The following is a 21,440-nucleotide window of genomic DNA, read 5'->3' on the forward strand; positions in this document are numbered from 1 at the left end:
GCTTAAGTGGAGAAGTTTGTAAGAGAGGGGTCTTCATCTTTCCACTTATAGTTTAATGTCTATAAAACGAAAACTGATGGGACTTTTAATTCTATGCATAATTATAGCGTAAGTAATCCATACATAAAGCGCTCCTTGAACCTGGAAATTTAATTAAAGGCTTGTTAGCTTGATGCTTTAAAACTATTTTACTAAATTGAATATCAGAAGAATACGGGTTTAATTAGCGAATAAATTGTCGTATTACAAATATTTTACAACCCATTGTGCTGAAAAACCAATTATCCGTTTATTTTTGCAAACAACATTAGAATAAGATTAGAAAAAATGTTTTTGAGAAAATACAAATACACAATCGTTGCAGCATTTATGCTAATCTTCTCCGCGAAGATGGCTATTTCTGGTGCGCCTGTGTTTTGTTCCAGTATCGATAAGGAAATTATGAACGCTGTAATCATGCAAATCGAGTTAGAGCATGAAGGCGGTAAAGACTCCGCCAAAGACATTGCAAAATTCTCCGATTTCAAGCTTATCGAGCTAAACCATCCCATCTTTTCTTACGAGTTCTCTTCCAGTCATTTCTTTTTGAAGAGCAGTTTTATTGAGCATTTCAAGCGGTATGTAGATCCATATCATCCTACAGTTCCAACACCGCCACCAAATTTTATCTAGTTTTTTCTTTTTGGGATAGGTTTAATATGCAAACATGTTTAAGCTGCTGAGCAAATACTCAACAGGTTCAACAACACCTTTCCTCGCGATTTATTCGTTAAAATTTACTAGATAATTATATCGTTATGCAAAAGTTTAACCCGGCCTTTTCAGGTTCGGACGTGAAGAAATATTTTCTTGCCAAGAATTTAAAGAAAGATCTTCCATCAAGTATTGTTGTTTTTTTGGTGGCATTGCCACTTTGTTTAGGTATTGCACTTGCTTCGGGTGCACCGTTATTTGCCGGCCTTATTACCGGTATAATTGGAGGGATTGTTGTTGCTTCTGTTAGTGGATCTCAGCTCAGCGTAAGCGGACCGGCCGCGGGTTTAACCGTAATCGTTTTTGGAGCGATCACCTCTTTGGGCCCATATCCAACATTCCTGTTAGCAGTTGTGCTCGCTGGGGTTTTTCAGTTAATTTTAGGATTAATAAAGGCAGGTACCATCGGTAATTATTTTCCTTCGAGTGTTATCGAAGGGATGCTGGCCGCTATTGGTTTAATTTTAATTTTGAAACAGCTTCCGCATGCCTTAGGTGTTGATACCGATTTCAGTGGTGATGAAGGTTTTTTTCAGCAAGATCACGAAAATACATTTTCAGCTATATCAGCAGCAATCAGTCATTTTAGTCTCGCTGCGGTAGCCATCAGTTTATTGTCCATTGCCATACTAATCATCTGGCCGAAAATAAGGCAACTGGCCATTGTACCTGCACCGTTAATTGTAGTAATAATCGGCGTAATCGGAACGATGATTTTTGCCGGTACTGCGTATCCGTTAAGGGCTGATCAGATGGTTAAAATTCCAGTGATAGATGGTTTTAACGGGTTTTTAGGGTTGTTTACTATGCCCGATTTTAATCAGCTAGGAAATAAAAATGTTTACATTGTGGCACTAACCATTGCGGTGGTAGCCAGTTTGGAAACGCTGCTGAGTATAGAGGCGGTGGATAAAATTGACCCCATTAAACGTGTATCCCCAACAAACCGAGAGTTAATTGCTCAGGGAATTGGTAATATTACCAGCGGTATGGTTGGTGGTTTACCAATGACTTCCGTAATAGTGAGAAGTTCTGCAAACGTAAACTCTGGCGGCAGAACTAAAATGTCGGCAATTTTTCATGGCGTTTGGCTGCTGCTTTCATTGCTGTTTATTCCGAAAATCATCAATATGATTCCCCTGTCTTGCCTCGCGGCAATTTTATTGGTAACGGGTTATAAACTCACTAGAATCGGGTTATTTAAACACATGTACCACAAAGGTTGGGACCAGTTTGTACCTTTTGTAGTTACAGTTGTAGCCGTATTGTTTACTGATTTGCTAAAAGGTGTTGCGATAGGCATGTTGGTGTCGATATTTTATCTGTTGCGTACAAACATGCGTAATCCTTACTTTTATAGAATTACCAACGAAGGCGATAAAAAGAACATCAGAATTAAACTGGCAGAAGAAGTTTCTTTCTTAAATAAAGCAGCGATACAAGTAGTTTTAACGAATATTCCTCGCGAAACAAATGTAATAATCGATGGTTCAAACGCCAGGTACATCGACCCGGATGTATTGGAAACCATTTTCAATTACAAGCATAATGCCTATACCAAGGGTATTATTGTAACATTAGAGAACGTACAGAAACATTATACTGTACCGAAATTAACCAATAAAGTAGTAGAGGATATTAATAAATAACAGCCATGTGCGCAAAAACAATAGAGACAGAAAACATCAGTTACGAAACCCTTTTGCAAGGAAACAGAGATTGGGTAAAGGATAAGATTGATCGTGATCCGAATTTCTTTGATAAATTATCCGAAGGTCAAAATCCACCCGTATTATGGATTGGTTGTTCAGACAGCCGGGTTCCGGCAAACCAGATTACAAATACTAAACCAGGCGACATTTTTGTACATAGAAACATTGCCAATGTGGTGGTACATACCGATATGAATATGCTTTCGGTACTGGATTATTCAGTTAATGTTTTAAAAGTAAAACACGTAATTGTTTGTGGCCATTACGGTTGCGGTGGGGTAAAGGCTGCCCTGGGCAATAAACAAGTAGGGATTATAGATAACTGGTTGCGAAACATTCGCGATGTGTATCGTACCCATGAGCGTGAAATGGCAACCATTAAAGATCCCGATCAACGTTTTGATCGGTTGGTAGAATTGAACGCCATTGAAGGGGCATCAAATATTATGAATACTTCCATTGTACAGGCTGCCTGGGCCAACGGTCAGGATTTAGCGGTACATGCATGGGTTTACAGCCTTAAAACAGGCATCATTAAAGATATGAAAGTTACTTGTAGCTGCCTTGATGATGTTACGCCTGCGTTTAAGGTGGGTTAAAAACACATGCCGATAGTATAATTAGTTTTAAAAGCCCTGGTAAAACCGGGGCTTTATTTTTCTTCGGTATTTGGCATATTGCCAGCTTCTCCTTTATTGCCTTTTTCTGCATCTGCACGTGCCTCTTCCGATCCAAAATCACCTCTTCCGAAATCTCTTCCTAAGTGCCCTGCATCAGATTTTATCTTGTTTTTATCGCTCTGCTCATCACTACGATGGCGTGGAACTTGTTGATCGGGCATATTAGATCTCTCTGCTGAATTATCAATATTTTTATCTCCTAAATTCGAGTTTTTTTCTTCCTGATTTTCCATGGTATTTTTATTTATCTATAGAACAGTTAAACCCTGTGATAGTTTTGCGGGATTTGGAAATGAATGTTTCGCACTTTGTGGATACTGTTGCCCCGCCATTCGCTCCAATCTTTTTGTTTGCAAAGTTACTAACTCTAAATATGCACGTGCAAATTAGAGTTAGTAACTTTAAACAGCAACAAAAAGGATTTTCGCTATTGTCGGGTTTAAAAATTAAAAAAAGTGGCTTTTACACCCTGCAGCCCTAAATAGTTGCGAAACATTTTGTAAGTAAACGACATTGCAGCGAAATGTTTTTTTGTTGCAGCAACTCTGGATATGCTGTCATGCTGAGGAACGAAGTATCTGCAACCGCTGAGACAGATGTTTTGTTCCTACCATTAACATTTTTAACTTTCCATCTTTGCCTGCGGCAGGCAGGCAATTACGACCACATTTTCTGCTACTTGTTAGCTCTACAAACCATGAACGGCTTCTATAAACGGTCGTCATCCTCAGCTTGCCTGGGGATCTTATTCTTATTTCCTTTACAGCGCTTTAAGATTCCCGCCTACGCGGGAATGACGAGGTGGCTGTACGCTAATGCTTGCTGGTTCCAAATCATGAAAGATTTTTATAAATGGCCGTCATCTTAAGCTTCCCATAATGGTCGGTGTCTCACCGACCATGAACAGCCGTCATCCTACCGTTGACATTTTTAACTTTCCACGCCTGCCTGCCGCAGGCAGGCAGGCAGGCGATACTAATTTTATCGGGAGAGCTCCCGAGGAATGCCTTTGGCACAATCTCATTTGTGGTATTATTTTATTAAAGGAGATTGCTTCGTGCGTCGCCTGCCAGCCGCAGGCAGGCAATGACGACCGCTCTTCTCCTCATTATATTGATTTTTATGAAATAAATTAACCCTCAGTAAGATAGATGTTTGCAAAGTTACTAACTCTAAATATGCATGTGCAAATTAGAGTTAGTAACTTTAAACAGCAACAAAGAGGATTTTCGCTATTGTCGGGTTTAAAAATTAACAAACTGTACCTTTTATAAAAACCCGACTGTCGTTAAAGTTTCGCCTGCCTTTGCTTTCTAAATCCTTTTAAAAAGAAAAACCCCTGATTGCTCAGGGGTTTTAAAATATATTAATGCTTAGACAAGCCCAGCATGAAAAATATTAATCTTCAGCTAAGAACGGATAACGATAATCAGTTGGCGATTCGAAAACTTCTTTAATGGTGCGTGGAGAAACCCAACGTAATAAATTAATCATCGATCCCGCTTTATCATTAGTGCCTGAACCTCTGGCGCCACCAAATGGCTGCTGACCAACAACAGCTCCGGTACATTTATCATTGATGTAAAAGTTACCAGCCGAATTGCGTAAAGCATGACTTGCCTTATCAATCGCATAGCGATCTTGTGCAATTAATGCACCTGTTAAAGCGTATGGCGAGGTTGTATCAATCACTTCCAAAATGGAATCAAAATCTTGGTCAGCATATACGTAAACTGTTAAAACAGGACCGAACAACTCTTCACACATGGTGGTGTATTTCGGGTCGTCGACCACTAAAACGGTTGGCTCAACAAAATAACCTTTGCTCTTATCATAATTACCGCCGGCAATAATTTCTACGCCTGTATCTTTCTTCGCTTGATCAATGTATTTAGCCAACTTATCAAAAGAGCGTTCATCAATAACGGCGTTAATGAAGTTGGTAAAATCTTCGGTTCCACCCATTTTAAACGATGCGATATCGCGAAGCATTTGTTCTTTAATTTCTGGCCAAAGGCTTTCAGCAATATAAACACGACTTGCAGCCGAACATTTTTGCCCTTGATATTCGAAAGCGCCACGAACAATGGCTGTGCTTGCGATGTCAGTTTGTGCAGAAGGATGAACTAGGATGAAATCTTTTCCACCGGTTTCGCCCACAATACGAGGATAAGATTTGTACTTATGGATGTTGGTTCCAATCGTTTTCCAGATTTCCTGGAACACTTTTGTAGAACCAGTAAAGTGAATACCCGCAAAATCAGGATGATTAAAAATCACCTCGCCTGTTTCTGGTCCGTCGGCGTAAACTAAATTCACAACGCCATCGGGTAAGCCAGCCTCACGGAAAATTTCCATTAAAAGGTTAGCCGCATAAACTTGTGTATCGGCAGGTTTCCAAACCACAACATTTCCCATCATCGCTGCCGAGGCAGGTAAATTTGCCGCAATAGCGGTGAAGTTGAAAGGTGTTAAAGCAAAAACGAAACCTTCAAGTGGGCGTTGTTCCACTCTATTCCAGCTTCCACGAGGCGAAACCGGAGGTTGTTGTTTGTAAATATCAGCCATGTAGCTTACGTTAAAACGTAAGAAATCAATCAGCTCACAAGCGGCATCAATTTCTGCCTGATAAGCATTTTTGCTTTGACCTAACATCGTCGCAGCGTTTAGCTTATAACGGTATTTGCCCGCAATTAAATCAGCAGCTTTTAAAAATATTGCTGCTCTATGTTCCCAAGAAAGGTTTTCCCAATCTTGTTTTGCAGCCAAAGCTGCATCAATTGCTTGTGTAATGTGTGTTTTATCGCCAATGCTAAATTGGGCTAAAATATGTTGATGATCATGTGGTGGAACAACTTTACCTTTTTTATCGGTATGAACTTGTTTGCCGCCAATGTACATCGGAATGTCTTGTTGGTGTGAGCGAGCCTCGGCAAGCGCTTCCTTTAGAAGTACGCGTTCTTTACTGCCTGGGCCATAATTTAATATAGGTTCGTTTACCGGAGTGGGTACGTTAAAAAATCCTTTAAGCATATTTTATTTTTTATGATTTAAACAAAGATAAGGCTTTTTGAGGGATGCAATTCTATTATTCTGTAAAGAAAATAGGGGATTATTCCCGTTTTAGACTGTCAAACTTTTAAAAAAGCGATGCATAAATACCGGCCATCATGGCTAATCGAAGCCATGTGTTTTTGCTGTGTTTTTTTATCTACTACCTCGGGGAGTTGGTTTCTGTCTTTTTGTAATGAACAGTTGGTGGAGTGTGCAAAAGCAACTGAATATGCTGCATCGTTTTGATGATGATGGACAGATAAATGATCCAGCATCAACGTGCCAGAATAAGCGAGTGTATGAACATAATTTTTGCTTATTTCGGTTTTTGTAAAAAAAGATTGACCATTTCGTTTTACCACGCCATTCGCACGATTATTGCAAGAACTGAAAAGTGCACATTCGAAAGCCTTTGGATTAAAAAGCCTTTCGGAAGTTAACCGGTTATAACACTTATAGGCTGCCTCTTTCATGCTCCATAATAGCCACACCATTGTACCTTCGCTTCTGGAACTTTTTATAAGTTGTAGCTCACTGGCGGAAAAAATTTTATTGAGGTAACCTTTTCTCCGCCAATTGTAGTGAAGCTTTGCAAACTTCAGATCTACAATATCATTACCCAGCATTATCCTGACTTTTATTCTCAATAATATCTACTGTGGCTTTAACTGTCAGCATTTTTGCCATTGAATCGTTATCTATTTCGATATTAAACCGATCTTCAATATCAAGCACAATATCAACCAGGTTGGCAGAATTTATTTTTAGATCTTTTAAAAAATCAGTTTCATCATCAATGCTTTGCAAAGCGATAGTTTCTTCGCTGTATGGTTTAATGATATTTTTAAGTTCTGCAATAATTTCTTCTTTACTCATAATTGTATTTCTTAAGGATGATACATGCATTTACATCGCCAAAACCGAAACTTGCCTTGGCCAGGTAATTAAATTGTTTGTTAATCAACTGCTGTGGAATTCGAGATTCGTCGATTAAATCAGCTATGGACGGATTTAAATCTTCGCAGTTAACGTTTGGAAAGATAAAGCCTTCGCTTAACTGGAGCACAGAAGCTACGGTTTCTATGCTTCCGGCTGCGCTAATACAATGGCCAACCAAACCTTTAAGTGAATTAATATAGGGAAATTTATCTTTGGATGTATTTAGGGCAGCTTTCCAATTTTCAATCTCCAGCGCATCTTTAGTGGTAGCAGTTAAATGCCCGTTTATCACCTCTATTTCATCAGCCCGAATGCCAGCATTATCAATAGCTTTTTTGATGCATCTTTGTACGGCAACCGGGTTTGGCGCAGTCATGGTGCCTAGGCCACGTTGGCCGCCAGAGTTTAAATCGCCTCCTAAAACTTCAGCGTAAATTGGTGCTTTACGTAACAATGCGCTTTCAAGGGACTCCAGTACGAGTGCACCAGCGCCACTTCCAGGCACAAATCCGCTGGCAGTTGCGCTCATTGGCCGGCTACCTTTTTCCGGCTCAGCATTGTGTTTGTAGTTGCAAACTTTCATGGCATCAAAGCCACCCCAAATGTAAGGGCCGCTATCACTGGTGCTTCCTGCAAGCATCCGTTTTGCTCTTCCCGATTTAATTCGATCATAAGCCAGTAAAATACTTTCCACACCAGTTGCGCAGGCAGATGAATTGGTGCTCACCTGGTTACCCAGGCCAATTTTGCCTGCAATAAATGCACTTACGCCACTAGCCATCGTTTGCACCACTACAGAACTACCAAGCTTTCGTATTTCCATATCATCGATTTTGTTAATAGCCCATCGAAATTTATCGATCCCGGAGGTGCCGGTGCCAAAAACGGTTCCGCTATCCCAATCTGGTTCATTGGTGTCGCTAAGCTTCAGGCCGGCATTTTCCCATGCATCTAAAGCCGCAATTACACCGTAAACTATGCCGGTACTGTTAAGGTTTCTTAATTCGAGTGGACTGAAATATTGTGCAATTCTATTTTCTGTAATTGGAGGTTTGCCTGCTATTTGGCATGAAAATCCCAAGGCTTCTAAATCGCTTTGATGTGTAATGCCGGAGATGCCGTTTTTAAGCGCATGCACAAAATTGGGGATGTTGGTAGCGTTCGGAGCACAAACACCTAAGCCTGTTATCACTACTCTGTTGTTATCCATTACCCTGTTGAATTAGCATGCCTGCAATAGTTCCTTTACACAATATTTCGCCGATCGAATTTTTCATCACAACCTTGCAGCTTAGTTTATTAAACCTGAAGTATATTTTTTCACTCGTTACCCAAACTTTCTCTCCCGGATAAACAGGTTTCAGAAATTCTATTGAGTTAGAAGTCATAGCAAAAGCCGGTTTGGCGTTAGCCTCCTGATCTTTTAACAAATAAATTCCAAAACAAACCAAGCCAATCTGTGCCATCGTTTCCGTTAATATTACCCCTGGCGTAACTGGATTATTTTCAAAGTGGCTCTCATAAAAGACCAAATCCCTTTTGAATAAATAAGTGCCGGTAATTCCATTTTCGTCGAATTTTAATATTTCATCAACGAAAAGGAAATCTTTCCCATAGGGCATTTTTGCAAGTATTTCCGTCGCGGTCATATCACCATTGTAAAAGGATTCGTTGCGCAGAAAATCCTGGCCCGAAACTTAACATTAATCCGTTTTCTCCTGGTGCAGGTTGTTTATCAAGATACCGTTCCAGGACATATAAAACAGTAGCGCTACTCATATTTCCGTAAAGCCGTAATACTTCCTTGGTTTCATTGATGTTTTTCCCTAGTTCGCTAAACAAAGCTTCCACAACCTGAATTATTTTTTTACCTCCGGGATGAAATATGAGATGGTCGATATCCTTAATTTCAAGATTGTTTTTTGTTAAGAAGGGATGGATAATCTGTGGGAAATGGGAAGCAATTGTTTCCGGAACTTCAATATCCAAAACCATTTGAAGTCCTGAATTGGTCAATTTGAATCCCATCATTTCTTCAGCATCGTAAAAGTGATACATTTCCTCAGCTAAAATTTTTGGCCCTTCGTCATTTTCGTGGGAGCTTAACAATACACAAGCGGCGCCATCACCAAAAATGGCTGCACTCACAACGTTGGCCATCGAAAAGTCGTTCAGCAAAAAGGTTGATGTTGGCGATTCAACTGCAACAACTGCTGCCCGTTTGCCTGGATTGGATTTTAAAAAGTTTTTGGCATAAATCATTCCTGAAACACCTGCGGCGCAACCCATTTCGGTTACTGGCAGCCGCACAATATCTTGCCGGAGCTTCAGGTTGTTGATCAGGTAGGCATCAAGAGATGGGATCATAATCCCTGTGCAACTTACGGTGATGATATAATCTAAATCTTCTGGTTGCCACGCTGCCTTTTCAAGTGCGTTTTTTAAACATTGGCTTCCAAGTTTTATACCTTCTCTTGCATAAATATTATTCCGCTCCTCAAAACTTAAATCACTAAAAACCTCCTCCGGCGACATAAATGAATAACGTCTATCAACGGCAGCGCCTTCGAAAATCTTTTTTACTTTTCTAACAAAGCGTTCATCATGATCTTTTAGCCAGCCATCTAAAAATGGAATAATATCTGCTGTTTCTCGCCAAAAGTCGGGTAAGGCTTTGGCTACTGCTTTTACAACTACGCTCATATTGTCTTAATAATCCATTGATATCGAAAAGCCCACTTCCACTTGATTGAGCTGTAATTAAAATTCAATTCTTTCGTATAGTTTTCTAAATCTTCCCGCTTAAAACCACGGAGAATGGAAACTAAGCCATCTTCTCTTGACATGTGATTTAAGCCGAATACAAAACACAAGGCTTGAAAAAGCCGGTAAGCTAAAGCGCTTCTTTCCAAATCATTGATCACAATACCAACTTTAGCAGAAGATTTAAACCGATTTAAAAGGTGAATTATTTCTTCATCTTTGAAATGGTGCAAGGTTAGTGTACAAATAAAAATGTCACAGTATTCTTCTGTAACCGTATCATCAAAAATATCTCTACACTGATAAGTGATATTGGAATAGTTTTCTGATAAACTTTCTGCGTGATCGATGGTAAACTGATTCGCATCTATTCCGGTTAAACTAAAATTCAAGTTATTTTTATCCGCATAATCTGCCAACGTCCTCAGCATGTCGCCATTGCCGCAACCTATATCAGTAATACGCAGCAATTGGGTTTTCGGTTTGTTTTTTAGTAATGTTTTTATGCCATCGAGGGTAACTTTATTGCCTCCTAATAGCTTGTTAATACTGGCAATTTTGTCTAATGCATCACGCAGAATGTCTCCTTTCATTTCAAAGTCATCCATTAATTCTGGCGCAGTACTTCTAAACTTTGTATTTATAGACATTAGTTGTTTATTGTAATTGGTTGTCCATGGGTATGTTTAATTATCTTGTTCAGTATAAATGGCATTGCATGTAAGGAAATCATGGCTACATTTTCATAAGTATTGGTTTTTAAAATATGGCTTAAAATTCTTCCAAACACTAATCTATTTTTAAAGAGTTTTTGCCATGCTGCCGTATATTCTTTTTCCAGAATGGCTCTTGGTGAGTGATTTGCAATTTGCTTTGCGATTAATTCGCTTGCTATTTTAGCGCTATGGATTGCCATTGCCATGCCGTTTCCACAAAGTGGATGAATTAAACCGGCAGTATCGCCAATCATCAAAATATGGTTTAATATTGGTTCCTTTGCTGCAAAAGATATCTGACTGATCGTTAGCGGTGCATCGAAAAGCATCTCTGCTCCTTGAAGAATTTTTTTTAGATTGTTATTTTTATACAGTACATTTTCTTGAAAAGCCAATATATTTTTTTGTCGTTTAAAGCTTTCGTAATTTGCCAAATAGCAAACGTTTAGATGATCATTTTCGACTTTTGAAACGCCACAGTAGCCCCCATCAAAATTATTTAAACTAACCGTATTATTCGGAAAATCACAGTTGTAGTGTGCTTTAACTGCTAAATAGGGAGATTTTTTATTGATGAAGTTTCGATTTAGTTTTACATCGATTGACGAACGTTTTCCATAAGCACCTATTACATACGCAGCACTGTAATTTTCTCCAGACATTGTTTCTACCAGAAATTCATCTTTAAGGTAAAGCACATTTGATACCGTATTTTCGATCACATTTATCCCTCTGTTGATCGCTAATTTGTACAAGTGATAATCAAGCGTATAGCGGCTCAGGCCAAAACCACCAAGAGGCAGCGCTGTATTAATCTCTTTCCCGGAGATAGAGGTAAACTGTAAGTGGGTAATTTGAGGTGGGAAGAAATTTTCGATATCAATGCCAAGCCAATTAAAATAAGGTAGAACCTCGTTTGAAATGTACTCTCCGCAAACTTTGTGGTGAGGATAAGTAGATTTCTCAATTAAGGTAACGTCAAAACCCAATTTATTAAGGTGGAGCGACGCCGTTAAGCCAGCTAAGCCACCTCCAATAATTAAGATTTCTGTTTTAAGTGGCATAAAGGATTACAGATATACAAGGTAACACTTTATATCTGTCCTTTGTTCAAAATTTGTTAGGGCATTTTATGTGAAGCTATCGGTCACTTCTTTCTTCCATTTTCAGGTCAGTATCAAAGGGACTTTTTGTAAATGGATAAATCGTTTGTTTTACAAAACCTTTCGGGTATTCTGCCTCATGTACCCCAGTTCCTGCAGGCCACTCTTTGCCTGGTAAATAATAGGTTCCGAATATCATATCAATAAATGGAAATATTGATGCGAAGTTATGGCCATAATATTTAGGATCTTCACAGTGGTGCCAATGATGGTATTGGGGTGTGGTAAAAATATACTTCAGCGGACCGAAGTTTATTCTTGTATTGGCATGAATAAGAACAGCGTGAATGGCAATGAAGATGATATAGACGTTAAATACTGTAGAAGAAAAACCCAAAATGTATAACGGGATGAAGGTCATGGCCCGGGTAAAGAAAATATCAATAAAATGAGTTCTGCTTCCTGCCAGCCAATCCATGTTCTGGGTAGAATGATGAATAGAGTGGAAACGCCACAAAGAAACACGTGTATGGAAAAAACGATGTGCCCAATATTGGAATAAATCTGTGGTAAAAAAGGCTAAGAAAAGTGCCACAATAAACGGCAAGCCTTGAATCCAGGTATGTAATTTATCTAGTCCCATCCAGCCAAAGAATAACACAGCCGGTTTTTGAGTGACGATGCCGAAAAACTGGATAAATAAATGACTGATTACAAAGTAGGTTAAATCAGTACGCCATTCCTCATGGAATTTAGTTTGATCATTATTTTTCGGGAAAAACAACTCTAAAGGAACAAAAATGGCGACCATCAATAGAAGATCCAGGATCATCCAATCTAAGCCAAAATGCCAGCTGGATTTAGCAACATCTCTACCTTCAACGCTTAAGGCACCTAATATTACCGCCAGTGCTGCCAAAGCAAAACCAGGCCAGCCGTATTTAAGTTTTTTGCTTAGAATGATACTTAAAGCGGCAAAAAAGAATGAAGCTATAACGCCACCAAGCATCAGCGCTTCCATGCTGTTTTTGGTGTAAATTTCACGAAATTCTGGAGTGGTCAGTTTTTCAGGGTAGTGGAAACACAAAATCCCTAACAATGCTAAGACTGCTAAAAAAATAGAAATATAGCCGCTGATTTGGCCTTGACCGACTACTAAACGCTTATTTCGAGACATTAAATTATATATTGTTAATCAACAATGATACTGAATTTTAAGTATTTATCAGAAACTGAATTTATATTCGTAGTGTATTAAAGTTTCATTCAGCCAGTTGAACGTAAATGTGAATACTTTTTATTTTGCAATATCTGGATCTGCTTGTTGCTATTTAGATTTGCTATGATCGTTTACTACAAAAAAGGATTTGAAAGTTACTAACTCCAATAAGCGCATCGCCTGTTAGAGTTAGTAACTTTACTAATAAAAGATTTAGCAAAAAGCCCGATTAACTAAAATTGAAAGGCAGGTATTGCTTTCCGAGTTTAAAAAATTCTTATCAAAATCCAACAAACCTTTTTGTGTTTTAGAGGTTGCCTTATAGGGCAGGTTTGCCAAGAATGCCTCATATTTTTAAATATTCCCTACTTTTGAAAGCACAACTATGTTACTAAAATATCTACGTCTTTTACTTCTTCCTTTTTCACTGATTTATGGAATGGCAATTACGCTTCGTAAAAAGTTGTACGATTGGGGCATTATGCGTGCTGTCAAATTCGATCTTCCCGTAATTTGCGTAGGCAATTTAGCCGTTGGCGGATCGGGGAAAACGCCAACTACAGAATATTTGGTAAGGCTTTTGGCCGACTATAAAATTGCAATTTTGAGTAGGGGATATGGCCGCAAAACGAAAGGTTTTATCTTGGCGGATGCAAGTGCAACTGCCGAAACCATTGGGGATGAACCTCTACAGTATTTTCAAAAATTCGAAAATGTTACTGTAGCTGTTTGCGAAGATAGGGTAGCTGGAATAGAAAAGTTAAAAGAAAACCACGATTTAATCATTTTGGATGATGCTTACCAACATCGGGCAGTAATGGCCGGTTTCAATATCTTATTGTTCGAATTCAGAAAATTGGGTACCCTTCAGTTTCTTCTTCCGGCAGGAAATTTAAGAGATGTTTTTGCATCACGTAAACGGGCAGATGTTCTATTGGTAACCAAAGCCCCGGTGCCTTTGTTACATGTTGCGCAGCAGGCGTCTATCAACGAGCTGCAACCTAACTCGACTCAAAAAGTTTTGCATTCTTATTTAAAATACGGCAAGCTAGAACATTTATATCACAATGAAAGTCGTTCGTTGGATGATATAAAAGATTTTCAAATCTTCTTACTCACTGGAATCGCAAATCCTGCCCCGCTAATTGAAGAGCTTGAGAAGTATTCCAAAACGATTAAACATGAAGAATTTCCAGATCATTACGCTTTCAAAACAGATGATATAAAGAAATTCAAGGCGGCATTTGATGCGGAGGAGAAAAAAGAAAAAATTATCATCACAACAGAAAAGGATAGCAAACGTTTAAAAGCTGCGGGATTTGAAAATTTACTGATAAATTTACCAGTATATTTTTTACCCATCGAGGTTGAATTATTTGAAGAAGATAAGATTACCTTTGATGAACTTATTTTAAACTATGTTAAGAGCAATAGAAGAAACCGTTGAGTATATAAAACGTAAAACTGAAAACTTTGCGCCAGAAATAGGCATTATTTTAGGAACCGGATTAGGCGGTTTAGTAAAGGAGATAGAAGTAGAACATCAGTTGATGTATTCAAACATTCCAAATTTCCCTATCTCTACCTTAGAATTTCATAGCGGCAAACTCATATTCGGCTCTCTAAACGGGAAAAAAATTGTGGCCATGCAGGGTCGTTTGCATTATTACGAAGGTTACAGTATGCAGCAAATCACTTTTCCTGTTAGGGTAATGAAAGGTTTAGGCATAGAAAACCTAATTGTTTCAAACGCTGCGGGCTCTTTAAATCCTGAGTTTAAAAAGGGCGATTTAATGATTATTGAAGATCACATTAATCTTCAGCCTGATAATCCATTAAGGGGTTTAATTGAAAGCTCTTTGGGACCTCGTTTTCCTGATATGAGCGAACCTTACAACCGTTTGATAACTGCGAAAGCTTTAAATATTGCAAAAACTTTAGACATTAAATGCCACAAAGGGGTATATGTTGCTGTTTCTGGTCCGAATTTGGAAACCAAGGCTGAATATAAATATTTGCGTTTGATTGGTGGTGATGCCGTTGGGATGAGTACCGTGCCAGAAGTTATTGTAGCCAACCACGCCGGTTTGCCGGTTTTTGCTATTTCGGTTTTAACTGATGAAGGTTTTCCTGAAGATTTGCAACCCTTTAACCTGGATGAAATTTTAGAAGCTGCGGCTAAAGCTGAACCTAAAATGACCGAAATTTTAACCCGCTTAATTGCTGAACTATAAGATGCTTAAAGTTGCTCAATTCTGCTTTATTATTTTGTTGCTTTCGGGTTTTCAAAAATCTTTTGCACAAGATTTAAAAACAAATATCAACGATAAATCAGAAGCCGATTCTATTAGAAAAAAACTTGATGCAAAGGATTCTGTCGTTTTTACGGCAAAATTCATTCGCTTTACTAAACTCGGTTTAAGTAGGGATAGTATTGTGTTGTTGCCGCTAGATACGTCGACGAGGAATATTCAGAACTACAGTCCACTGCTACAACCGCAAAATCCAACCATAAATAATGGGAACATGGGTTTGGCAGCCCGCCCTTTACTTTACGAACCCAGCAAACGCATTGGTTTCGATGCTGGTTTTCATTCGTTGGATTACTATGCACTAACCCCTGAAGATATTATTTATTATCAGGCACGCTCACCATATACTAGCTTGTACTTAGTTAGTGCTGGACAAAAGGAGCAGCTCTTTAAAGCCATTCACAGCCAAAATATTAAGAAAAACTGGAATGCCGGCGTCAATTTCAATAGGGGAGATTCGAGGGGATTTTACAGCAGACAGCGGGGAGATAACTTAAATGTTGCCGTTTTTTCCTGGTATCAATCGCCCAGCAAACGCTATAATATGTGGGCTTCTGCAATTTTTAACACCATGCGGGCTTACGAAAACGGATCAACATTAGATTCGACTATCTTCAATCCGGGCTATAATAAAATCAGCAGAGATGCAGAAACTGTGAAGTTAACCACAGCAAGGAATTTGTATCGAAAGAATACAGTGTTTTTAAAACAAACCTATTACGTTGGCCGGATAGATACCTCTGCAAATTTCAACAGCGCTGTTTTACCCACCAACAAAGTAACCTACACGGTTGAATACAATAACGACAGTTACGATTTTGCTAAAAATGAAACCGACAGTTACGGCGTATTGCCGGAAGGGTTTGCAAGTCAAACTTTTACCAACGATTCAACGCATGTTCAACATGTAAAAAATGAATTTCTTTACAGCTTTTTCCTTCGTCCGAAAAATTCAACTGTTATTAAAAATGAACTAAAAGTGGATGCAGGTATTCGCCACGATTATTATCAACACAAATATTTAGGAAATAAAGAAGATGGATCAGCGTATGAACAAAGTCAGTTTGCTTATCAAAACATCACTATTTTAGGAGCCGCAGGTTATCGTTTTACATCGAATATCGATTTAAATTTAGATGTGCAACAAATACTGCAAGGTGAAAATGCAGGCGACTATTTATATGAAGCTAAGAGTAGAATATTGCTCAGTAAATCAGTTGGGAGAATTGAGTTAGGTGCTTATGCGCAAAATCAATCGCCCGCTGCAATATTTAATTATTATCACGGGAATCACTACAGATGGGATAACCAGAACTTTAAGAATACAAAAGTAGCCAATGCTTCTTTCAATTTTATTAATGATAAATATGGTTTCACAGCTGGTGCCAAATATTTTTTAACCAGTAACTATTTGTATTTCGCTGCAGATAATACTTATGGAACAACTGCGATTAAGCCGGTGCAGGAAGGGGAAGATATCAGTTTAATCAGATTCGATCTATCCAAGAAATGGCGTTTTGGAAAGTTTGTTTTAGAAAATTACATCGCTTACCAAAAAACAGATAAAAATGCGATTTTGAGAACACCAGAGTTTTATACCTACAATAGTTTTTATCTGGATCAAACCTTTTTCAAAGTATTAAAAGCGAATATAGGTTTTGATGTGAGGTACAATTCTGAATATGCTAATTACTCTTATTCTCCAGCCACAGCCCAATTTTATGTGGGGAGCGATCGCGTTTTCAAATCAGAACCTGTTATAGACGTATACATCAAAGCAAATTTAAAACGGGCGAATCTGTTTATTAAATACGATTATGTTAACCAGGGATTGTTCTCTCCAGGTTATTATACCGTTAATCGATATCCTATGCAAGATGCTTTGTTGAAGTTCGGAGTGAGCTGGAATTTTTATGATTAACCAAAACTTACTCGCATAAAAAAATGGCATTCTGAAGAAACCAGAATGCCATTTTTTTTAAGCTTTTATTAATTACTTAGGCTTAGAAAGAATAACCAACTGAGAAACCTAATACGCGGTTAGTTAATTTACCATCACCAGATCTTGAATCTTTAGGAACCAGGTTTGATAAACCTAAACCATAATTTGCACCTACTAAGAAGCCAGAGTTAGTACGATATGCTAAACCAAAGTTAGCACCGAAATCTGTTGAAGCGTAATCTTTATCTGTGCTGCTACCAAATTCTAAATCATTTTCATCGGAAACTGTTCCTGCAGCATTACCACCAGTAGTTACTGTTTCAAACTTGTTTTTTCCAGAGATATTAAAACCAACGTAAGGACCAGCTGAAATCTGGATTGCTCCAGCATCACCTGTAGGAATTCTGAATACTGCATTGATAGGCACTTCAATAGCCATTAAATTTACTTTGTTTGAAGTAGTATTGGTAACCCCAGCAATAGTATTAGTCTGCTCAAACTTAGCACCTTTGTTTTGAAGCGATACTCCTGGTTGAATAAAGAAATTGTTTCCTACTCCAAAATCGGCGAAAGCTGTAACGTTAAATCCTACATTGTTTTGTACGTTATCGTTAAATTCTTTGCTGCCATTAAAATCGCTTGCACGGAATTTAGATAAATTGACACCCGCTTTTATTCCAAATCTTGCGTCAGATCCTGTCATTGTTGATTGGGCAAATGCACCTGTTGCTAATAAAACTACAGAGGCGCTTAGTAATAACTTTTTCATGATATTTTTTCTTTAGGTAAAAGAATTTTTGTTTTCAATGTTAATTACCTGCCACTTTCCAAAAGCTGTGCCAAACTATATATTGCTGATCGCTTAATCAGTATAAATAATTGGTTAACAGTGGTTTTTATTTGATTTTTATCACTCGAAGTTGTATAGTAATGACTGACTACTCAATGTTTTATTTTGTATACAGAACAGGAATATTCGCTGATAGGAGACAAACTTAGCTGTTAGATTATGTTTTTTGGGGTTTCTTTTTTGCCGCGGGGAACAAAACATTGTTTAAGATTAACCGATAACCTGCAGAATTTGGATGTAAATTTAAATCGGTAGGTGGGTCGCCAACGGCATGCTGGTAATCTTCAGGATCATGCCCTCCATAAAAGGTAAATTGCCCTTTGCCTATTTCTCCGTGAAGATAACGTACTTCTGCGGCACCTTTGTTTTCCCCTAAAACAGTTACGCTTGGTTTCACAACCGATTTTTTAAATGCTGTCGTTTGACCCATGAAACCTTTGATTACCTTATAGTGGTTTTGGGTAAGCATGGTTGGAACCAAATCCCACTTGGCAGAGAAATCAAATAATGTAAAGTAGTCATTGCTCTGATTAAGCGATCGGTTTTGGGTAACATCAATATCCGAAAATTCATAATTCATCGGGTTGTTATCCAGTTTGAAGTTTTGGAAAGCCAGGCTTTTATTAAAATCTAATTTCGATTGTGCATTTGGGTCAGCAGCATCTCCATCAAACATTTGGGCGCAAATATCAACCCCATCTGCAGCTAGGGCAATGTCAAAACTATCCGTTCCGGAGCACATGGCAAACATAAAGCCACCACCGGCACAATATTCTTTAATGTGTTTGGCTACTGAAAGTTTCATTTCTGAAACTTTTTTGAAGCCCAATTTTTTAGCCAACGCTTCCTGGTTTTTTACATCTTCCTGGTACCAGGTGGCATATCGAAATGAAGACCAGAAGCGACCATATTGTCCAGTGAAATCTTCGTGATGCAAATGGAGCCAATCGTATTTGGTAAGTTTATCCTGTAGAATATCATCGTCGTAAATTACATCGTATGGTATTTCCGCATAAGTTAAAACCAGTGTCACGGCATCATCCCAGGGTAATTTGCTTTTAGGCGAATAGACGGCAATTTTAGGTGTTTTCTCCAGTTTTACCATCTCCATATTAACTGATGGATCGCTAATTTCGTTTAAAAGATTAACCACTTTAGCATCAGACATTACTTCATAAGAAACGCCCCTGATTTTAAGCTCGTCTTCAACTGTTTTATTATACTTGATTAGAAAACTTCCGCCACGATAGTTCAAAAGCCAATCTACTTCCACCTGTTTGCTGATGGTCCAGTAGGCAATGCCGTAAGCTTTAAGGTGGTTTTTTTGATCTTCATCCATATAAACCAATAACGATGAGGCATGAGCAACAAAACTGCTTAACAGGCAAATGAGTAAGATATAATATTTATTTTTCAAATCGATGGAGTGTAAAACACTAAAATACCTCATTTAAATTGTTTAGAAAAATTTAATGCTGTATGAGTTCTACAATTTTGCTATTTTTGCCCTCTACTTTTAAAAACACGGAGTTTTTAAGGTGATCAAAATTTAAAACCAGTACACACAATTGATATGAGTAAAGCAATAATAAAAACTGAAAAAGGAAATATGACTGTTGAGTTCTTTGAACAAGATGCTCCGAAAGCAGTTGCAAACTTTAAAAAATTAGCAAACGAAGGTTTCTATGATGGTGTAACTTTTCACCGCGTAATTCCTGATTTCATGGTTCAAACAGGTTGCCCAAATTCTAAAGATGGTGCAACAGGAATGCCAGGTACAGGTGGTCCGGGTTATAAAATAGATTGTGAGTTAACTGGCGAAAACCAATATCATGATCGTGGTGTGTTATCAATGGCACACGCTGGCCGTAACACCGGGGGTTCTCAATTCTTTATTTGCCATAGCAGAACAAATACTGCACACTTAGATCGCAACCACACTGTTTTTGGTAAAGCAGTTGAAAATGTTGACCTTGTGGACGATATCCGCCAGGGAGATAAAATTTTAGGAATTGAAATTATTGAAGATTAAATTGCGTTGAGCGTTTGGCGATAAGCGTTTAAACCGCTAAACCCCAACCGCTAACCGCTTAACAAAATAGAATATGAATTTAAGAGGAATTGTTGCCGTATCTGGCAGACCAGGTTTATTTAAGCTGGTTGGACAAAATAAAGTAGGTTACATTTTGGAGGGTTTAGATGCCCAAAAAACTAAAGTTGTAGCTAATATTACCAATACTAAGTTAGCTTCGTTAGAAGATATTACGGTTTATGGTGAGGAAGAAGAAATTAAATTGGCTGATATTTTTGCTAAAATTTCTGAAAAAGGATCTACTCCAGATTTAAAAGGTGATTTACGTTCGTACTTTTTGGAAGTGGCTCCAGGTCACGATCAGGAAAAAGTATACGCTTCTGATATGAAGAAAATCATCACCTGGTATAACTTATTGAAAGATTTACCTTTGTTTACCGAAGATACACCTGATACTCCAGGTTCTCCGGCTGAGGTTAAATTGGCTGAAGAAAAAGTTGCTGCTGATAAGAAAACAAAATCAACTGCTACAAAAGCATCTGGAAGCGCGAAAGCAACTACAAAAACATCTGCTCCTGCTAAAAAAGCAAGCATGACAAGTAAAAAAGGCGTTTAGTTTTTTCTAAATGTTATCTAAAACACCAGGCAAAAGCTTGGTGTTTTTTTTTGCCTTAAAAGAAATAATACAGGATTACCACAATAATTAATGAAATGATAATGCTGATCCAAAGCATTTTATTGTTGCCACTCTGGTTACTTCTATATCGGTAATTGCGTTTATATTTATCTAACATATCTTTTTATTTTATGATGTTTTTGGAATGCCGATTCCATATTTTACCTCTCGTTTCTCTCCTTCAGGTTATGCATGGTGATAGGGTTCACCTTTCAAAATGCTAAATCCTCGATACAACTGCTCTACAAAAAACAAGCGGATCATTTGATGTGAAAAAGTCATATCAGATAAGGAAATAAGCCCATTTGCCCGCTTGTAAATGGTTTCGTCAAATCCGTATGGCCCGCCAATAATAAAAATTAAATGTTGAACACTGCCAATCATTTGCTTATTCAGGTAATTGGAAAACTCGATTGAAGAATATTTTTTACCTTTCTCATCCAATAGAATAACAACATCGCCATTATTAATTTGTTTGTGCAGCAATTCAGCCTCTTTTGCTTTCTGCTGCGCCTCGCTTAAATTCTTAACATTTTTCACATCAGGCAAAGGCAAAAATGTAAAGTTTATATAGTGCTTTAATCTATTGATGTATTTTTCAATCCCCTCAATTAAATACTTATCCTCCGTTTTGCCAATGGCGATTAAAGTAATCTTCATTTAATATTTTGCTATCTTTAGAATTTTCT

General features: G+C 38.1%; 22 protein-coding genes. 8 read left to right on the forward strand and 14 right to left on the reverse strand.

Features of this window, described 5'->3' with window-relative positions:
- Positions 1–327 precede the first annotated feature (327 nt).
- From ACZZZC_RS05595 to ACZZZC_RS05605, 3 genes are all read left to right on the forward strand, one after another.
- Positions 328–672, forward strand: a complete 345-nt coding sequence (locus tag ACZZZC_RS05595) for a hypothetical protein (protein ID WP_463486710.1) — start codon at positions 328–330, stop codon at positions 670–672.
- A 125-nt stretch (positions 673–797) separates the two neighbouring features.
- Positions 798–2,402 (forward strand): SulP family inorganic anion transporter, encoded by a 1,605-nt coding sequence (locus ACZZZC_RS05600; RefSeq protein WP_463486711.1) that lies wholly within the window; start codon positions 798–800, stop codon positions 2,400–2,402.
- 5 nt (positions 2,403–2,407) lie between these two features.
- Positions 2,408–3,064 carry a carbonic anhydrase gene (locus ACZZZC_RS05605; protein ID WP_463486712.1) on the forward strand — a complete coding sequence of 219 codons (657 nt, stop codon included), beginning with the start codon at positions 2,408–2,410 and terminating at the stop codon, positions 3,062–3,064.
- A gap of 53 nt (positions 3,065–3,117) precedes the next feature.
- Here the strand turns inward: ACZZZC_RS05605 and ACZZZC_RS05610 are convergent, their stop codons facing one another.
- From ACZZZC_RS05610 to ACZZZC_RS05655, 10 genes are all read right to left on the reverse strand, one after another.
- A complete protein-coding gene (locus ACZZZC_RS05610; RefSeq protein ID WP_463485179.1) occupies positions 3,118–3,378 on the reverse strand; it encodes a hypothetical protein in 261 nt (86 codons plus the stop codon).
- 1,165 nt (positions 3,379–4,543) lie between these two features.
- Positions 4,544–6,178 (reverse strand): L-glutamate gamma-semialdehyde dehydrogenase, encoded by a 1,635-nt coding sequence (gene pruA / locus ACZZZC_RS05615; protein ID WP_463485181.1) that lies wholly within the window; start codon positions 6,176–6,178, stop codon positions 4,544–4,546.
- Between the two features lie 98 nt (positions 6,179–6,276).
- Positions 6,277–6,825, reverse strand: a complete 549-nt coding sequence (locus ACZZZC_RS05620) for a 4'-phosphopantetheinyl transferase family protein (RefSeq protein ID WP_463485182.1) — start codon at positions 6,823–6,825, stop codon at positions 6,277–6,279.
- On the reverse strand, positions 6,815–7,075 hold the full coding sequence (locus ACZZZC_RS05625; RefSeq protein WP_463485183.1) for an acyl carrier protein: 261 nt from the start codon (positions 7,073–7,075) through the stop codon (positions 6,815–6,817). The genes ACZZZC_RS05620 and ACZZZC_RS05625 overlap by 11 nt, the downstream gene beginning before the upstream one ends.
- Positions 7,068–8,348 (reverse strand): beta-ketoacyl-[acyl-carrier-protein] synthase family protein, encoded by a 1,281-nt coding sequence (locus tag ACZZZC_RS05630; protein ID WP_463485184.1) that lies wholly within the window; start codon positions 8,346–8,348, stop codon positions 7,068–7,070. Before ACZZZC_RS05630 ends, ACZZZC_RS05625 begins: the two co-directional genes overlap by 8 nt.
- The gene (locus ACZZZC_RS05635) at positions 8,341–8,787 is read right to left on the reverse strand and encodes a 3-hydroxyacyl-ACP dehydratase FabZ family protein (RefSeq protein ID WP_463485185.1); all 447 of its coding nucleotides are present in this window, start codon (positions 8,785–8,787) and stop codon (positions 8,341–8,343) included. Before ACZZZC_RS05635 ends, ACZZZC_RS05630 begins: the two co-directional genes overlap by 8 nt.
- 1 nt (position 8,788) lies before the next feature.
- Positions 8,789–9,841, reverse strand: a complete 1,053-nt coding sequence (locus tag ACZZZC_RS05640) for a type III polyketide synthase (RefSeq protein WP_463485186.1) — start codon at positions 9,839–9,841, stop codon at positions 8,789–8,791.
- Positions 9,838–10,551, reverse strand: coding sequence for a methyltransferase domain-containing protein (locus ACZZZC_RS05645; RefSeq protein ID WP_463485187.1), 714 nt, complete (start codon positions 10,549–10,551; stop codon positions 9,838–9,840). Before ACZZZC_RS05645 ends, ACZZZC_RS05640 begins: the two co-directional genes overlap by 4 nt.
- Positions 10,551–11,681 carry an NAD(P)/FAD-dependent oxidoreductase gene (locus ACZZZC_RS05650; RefSeq protein ID WP_463485188.1) on the reverse strand — a complete coding sequence of 377 codons (1,131 nt, stop codon included), beginning with the start codon at positions 11,679–11,681 and terminating at the stop codon, positions 10,551–10,553. Before ACZZZC_RS05650 ends, ACZZZC_RS05645 begins: the two co-directional genes overlap by 1 nt.
- 76 nt (positions 11,682–11,757) lie before the next feature.
- The gene (locus tag ACZZZC_RS05655) at positions 11,758–12,897 is read right to left on the reverse strand and encodes a sterol desaturase family protein (RefSeq protein ID WP_463485189.1); all 1,140 of its coding nucleotides are present in this window, start codon (positions 12,895–12,897) and stop codon (positions 11,758–11,760) included.
- Positions 12,898–13,324: 427 nt separating this feature from the next.
- On the opposite strand from ACZZZC_RS05655, the gene lpxK reads away from it, so the two are divergent.
- Genes lpxK through ACZZZC_RS05670 form a run of 3 tightly spaced genes read left to right on the forward strand, consistent with a single transcriptional unit; the run spans position 13,325 to position 17,172 of the window.
- The gene (gene lpxK / locus ACZZZC_RS05660) at positions 13,325–14,386 is read left to right on the forward strand and encodes a tetraacyldisaccharide 4'-kinase (protein WP_463485190.1); all 1,062 of its coding nucleotides are present in this window, start codon (positions 13,325–13,327) and stop codon (positions 14,384–14,386) included.
- Complete coding sequence (locus tag ACZZZC_RS05665) at positions 14,358–15,173, forward strand: purine-nucleoside phosphorylase (protein ID WP_463485191.1); 816 nt, start codon at positions 14,358–14,360, stop codon at positions 15,171–15,173. Before lpxK ends, ACZZZC_RS05665 begins: the two co-directional genes overlap by 29 nt.
- Positions 15,160–17,172, forward strand: a complete 2,013-nt coding sequence (locus tag ACZZZC_RS05670) for a putative porin (protein WP_463485192.1) — start codon at positions 15,160–15,162, stop codon at positions 17,170–17,172. Before ACZZZC_RS05665 ends, ACZZZC_RS05670 begins: the two co-directional genes overlap by 14 nt.
- 82 nt (positions 17,173–17,254) lie before the next feature.
- Here ACZZZC_RS05670 and ACZZZC_RS05675 read toward each other — a convergent pair whose 3' ends face one another.
- Both ACZZZC_RS05675 and ACZZZC_RS05680 read right to left on the reverse strand, forming a co-directional pair.
- Complete coding sequence (locus ACZZZC_RS05675; RefSeq protein ID WP_463485193.1) at positions 17,255–17,962, reverse strand: porin family protein; 708 nt, start codon at positions 17,960–17,962, stop codon at positions 17,255–17,257.
- Positions 17,963–18,200: 238 nt separating this feature from the next.
- Positions 18,201–19,382, reverse strand: coding sequence for an asparagine synthetase B (locus ACZZZC_RS05680; RefSeq protein ID WP_463486301.1), 1,182 nt, complete (start codon positions 19,380–19,382; stop codon positions 18,201–18,203).
- A 234-nt stretch (positions 19,383–19,616) separates the two neighbouring features.
- Between ACZZZC_RS05680 and ACZZZC_RS05685 the strand changes: the two genes are divergently transcribed.
- Entirely contained in the window at positions 19,617–20,075 is a 459-nt protein-coding gene (locus ACZZZC_RS05685) for a peptidylprolyl isomerase (RefSeq protein WP_010601314.1), read from the forward strand.
- A 73-nt stretch (positions 20,076–20,148) separates the two neighbouring features.
- Positions 20,149–20,691 (forward strand): DUF5606 family protein, encoded by a 543-nt coding sequence (locus ACZZZC_RS05690; RefSeq protein ID WP_265798985.1) that lies wholly within the window; start codon positions 20,149–20,151, stop codon positions 20,689–20,691.
- 55 nt (positions 20,692–20,746) lie between these two features.
- On the opposite strand, the gene ACZZZC_RS05695 is transcribed toward ACZZZC_RS05690, so the two are convergent.
- A complete protein-coding gene (locus ACZZZC_RS05695) occupies positions 20,747–20,869 on the reverse strand; it encodes a hypothetical protein (RefSeq protein ID WP_463485194.1) in 123 nt (40 codons plus the stop codon).
- Positions 20,870–20,937: 68 nt separating this feature from the next.
- On the reverse strand, positions 20,938–21,411 hold the full coding sequence (rlmH, locus tag ACZZZC_RS05700) for a 23S rRNA (pseudouridine(1915)-N(3))-methyltransferase RlmH (RefSeq protein ID WP_265798984.1): 474 nt from the start codon (positions 21,409–21,411) through the stop codon (positions 20,938–20,940).
- Positions 21,412–21,440 lie beyond the last annotated feature (29 nt).

The organism is Pedobacter sp. AC212, from assembly GCF_979258625.1.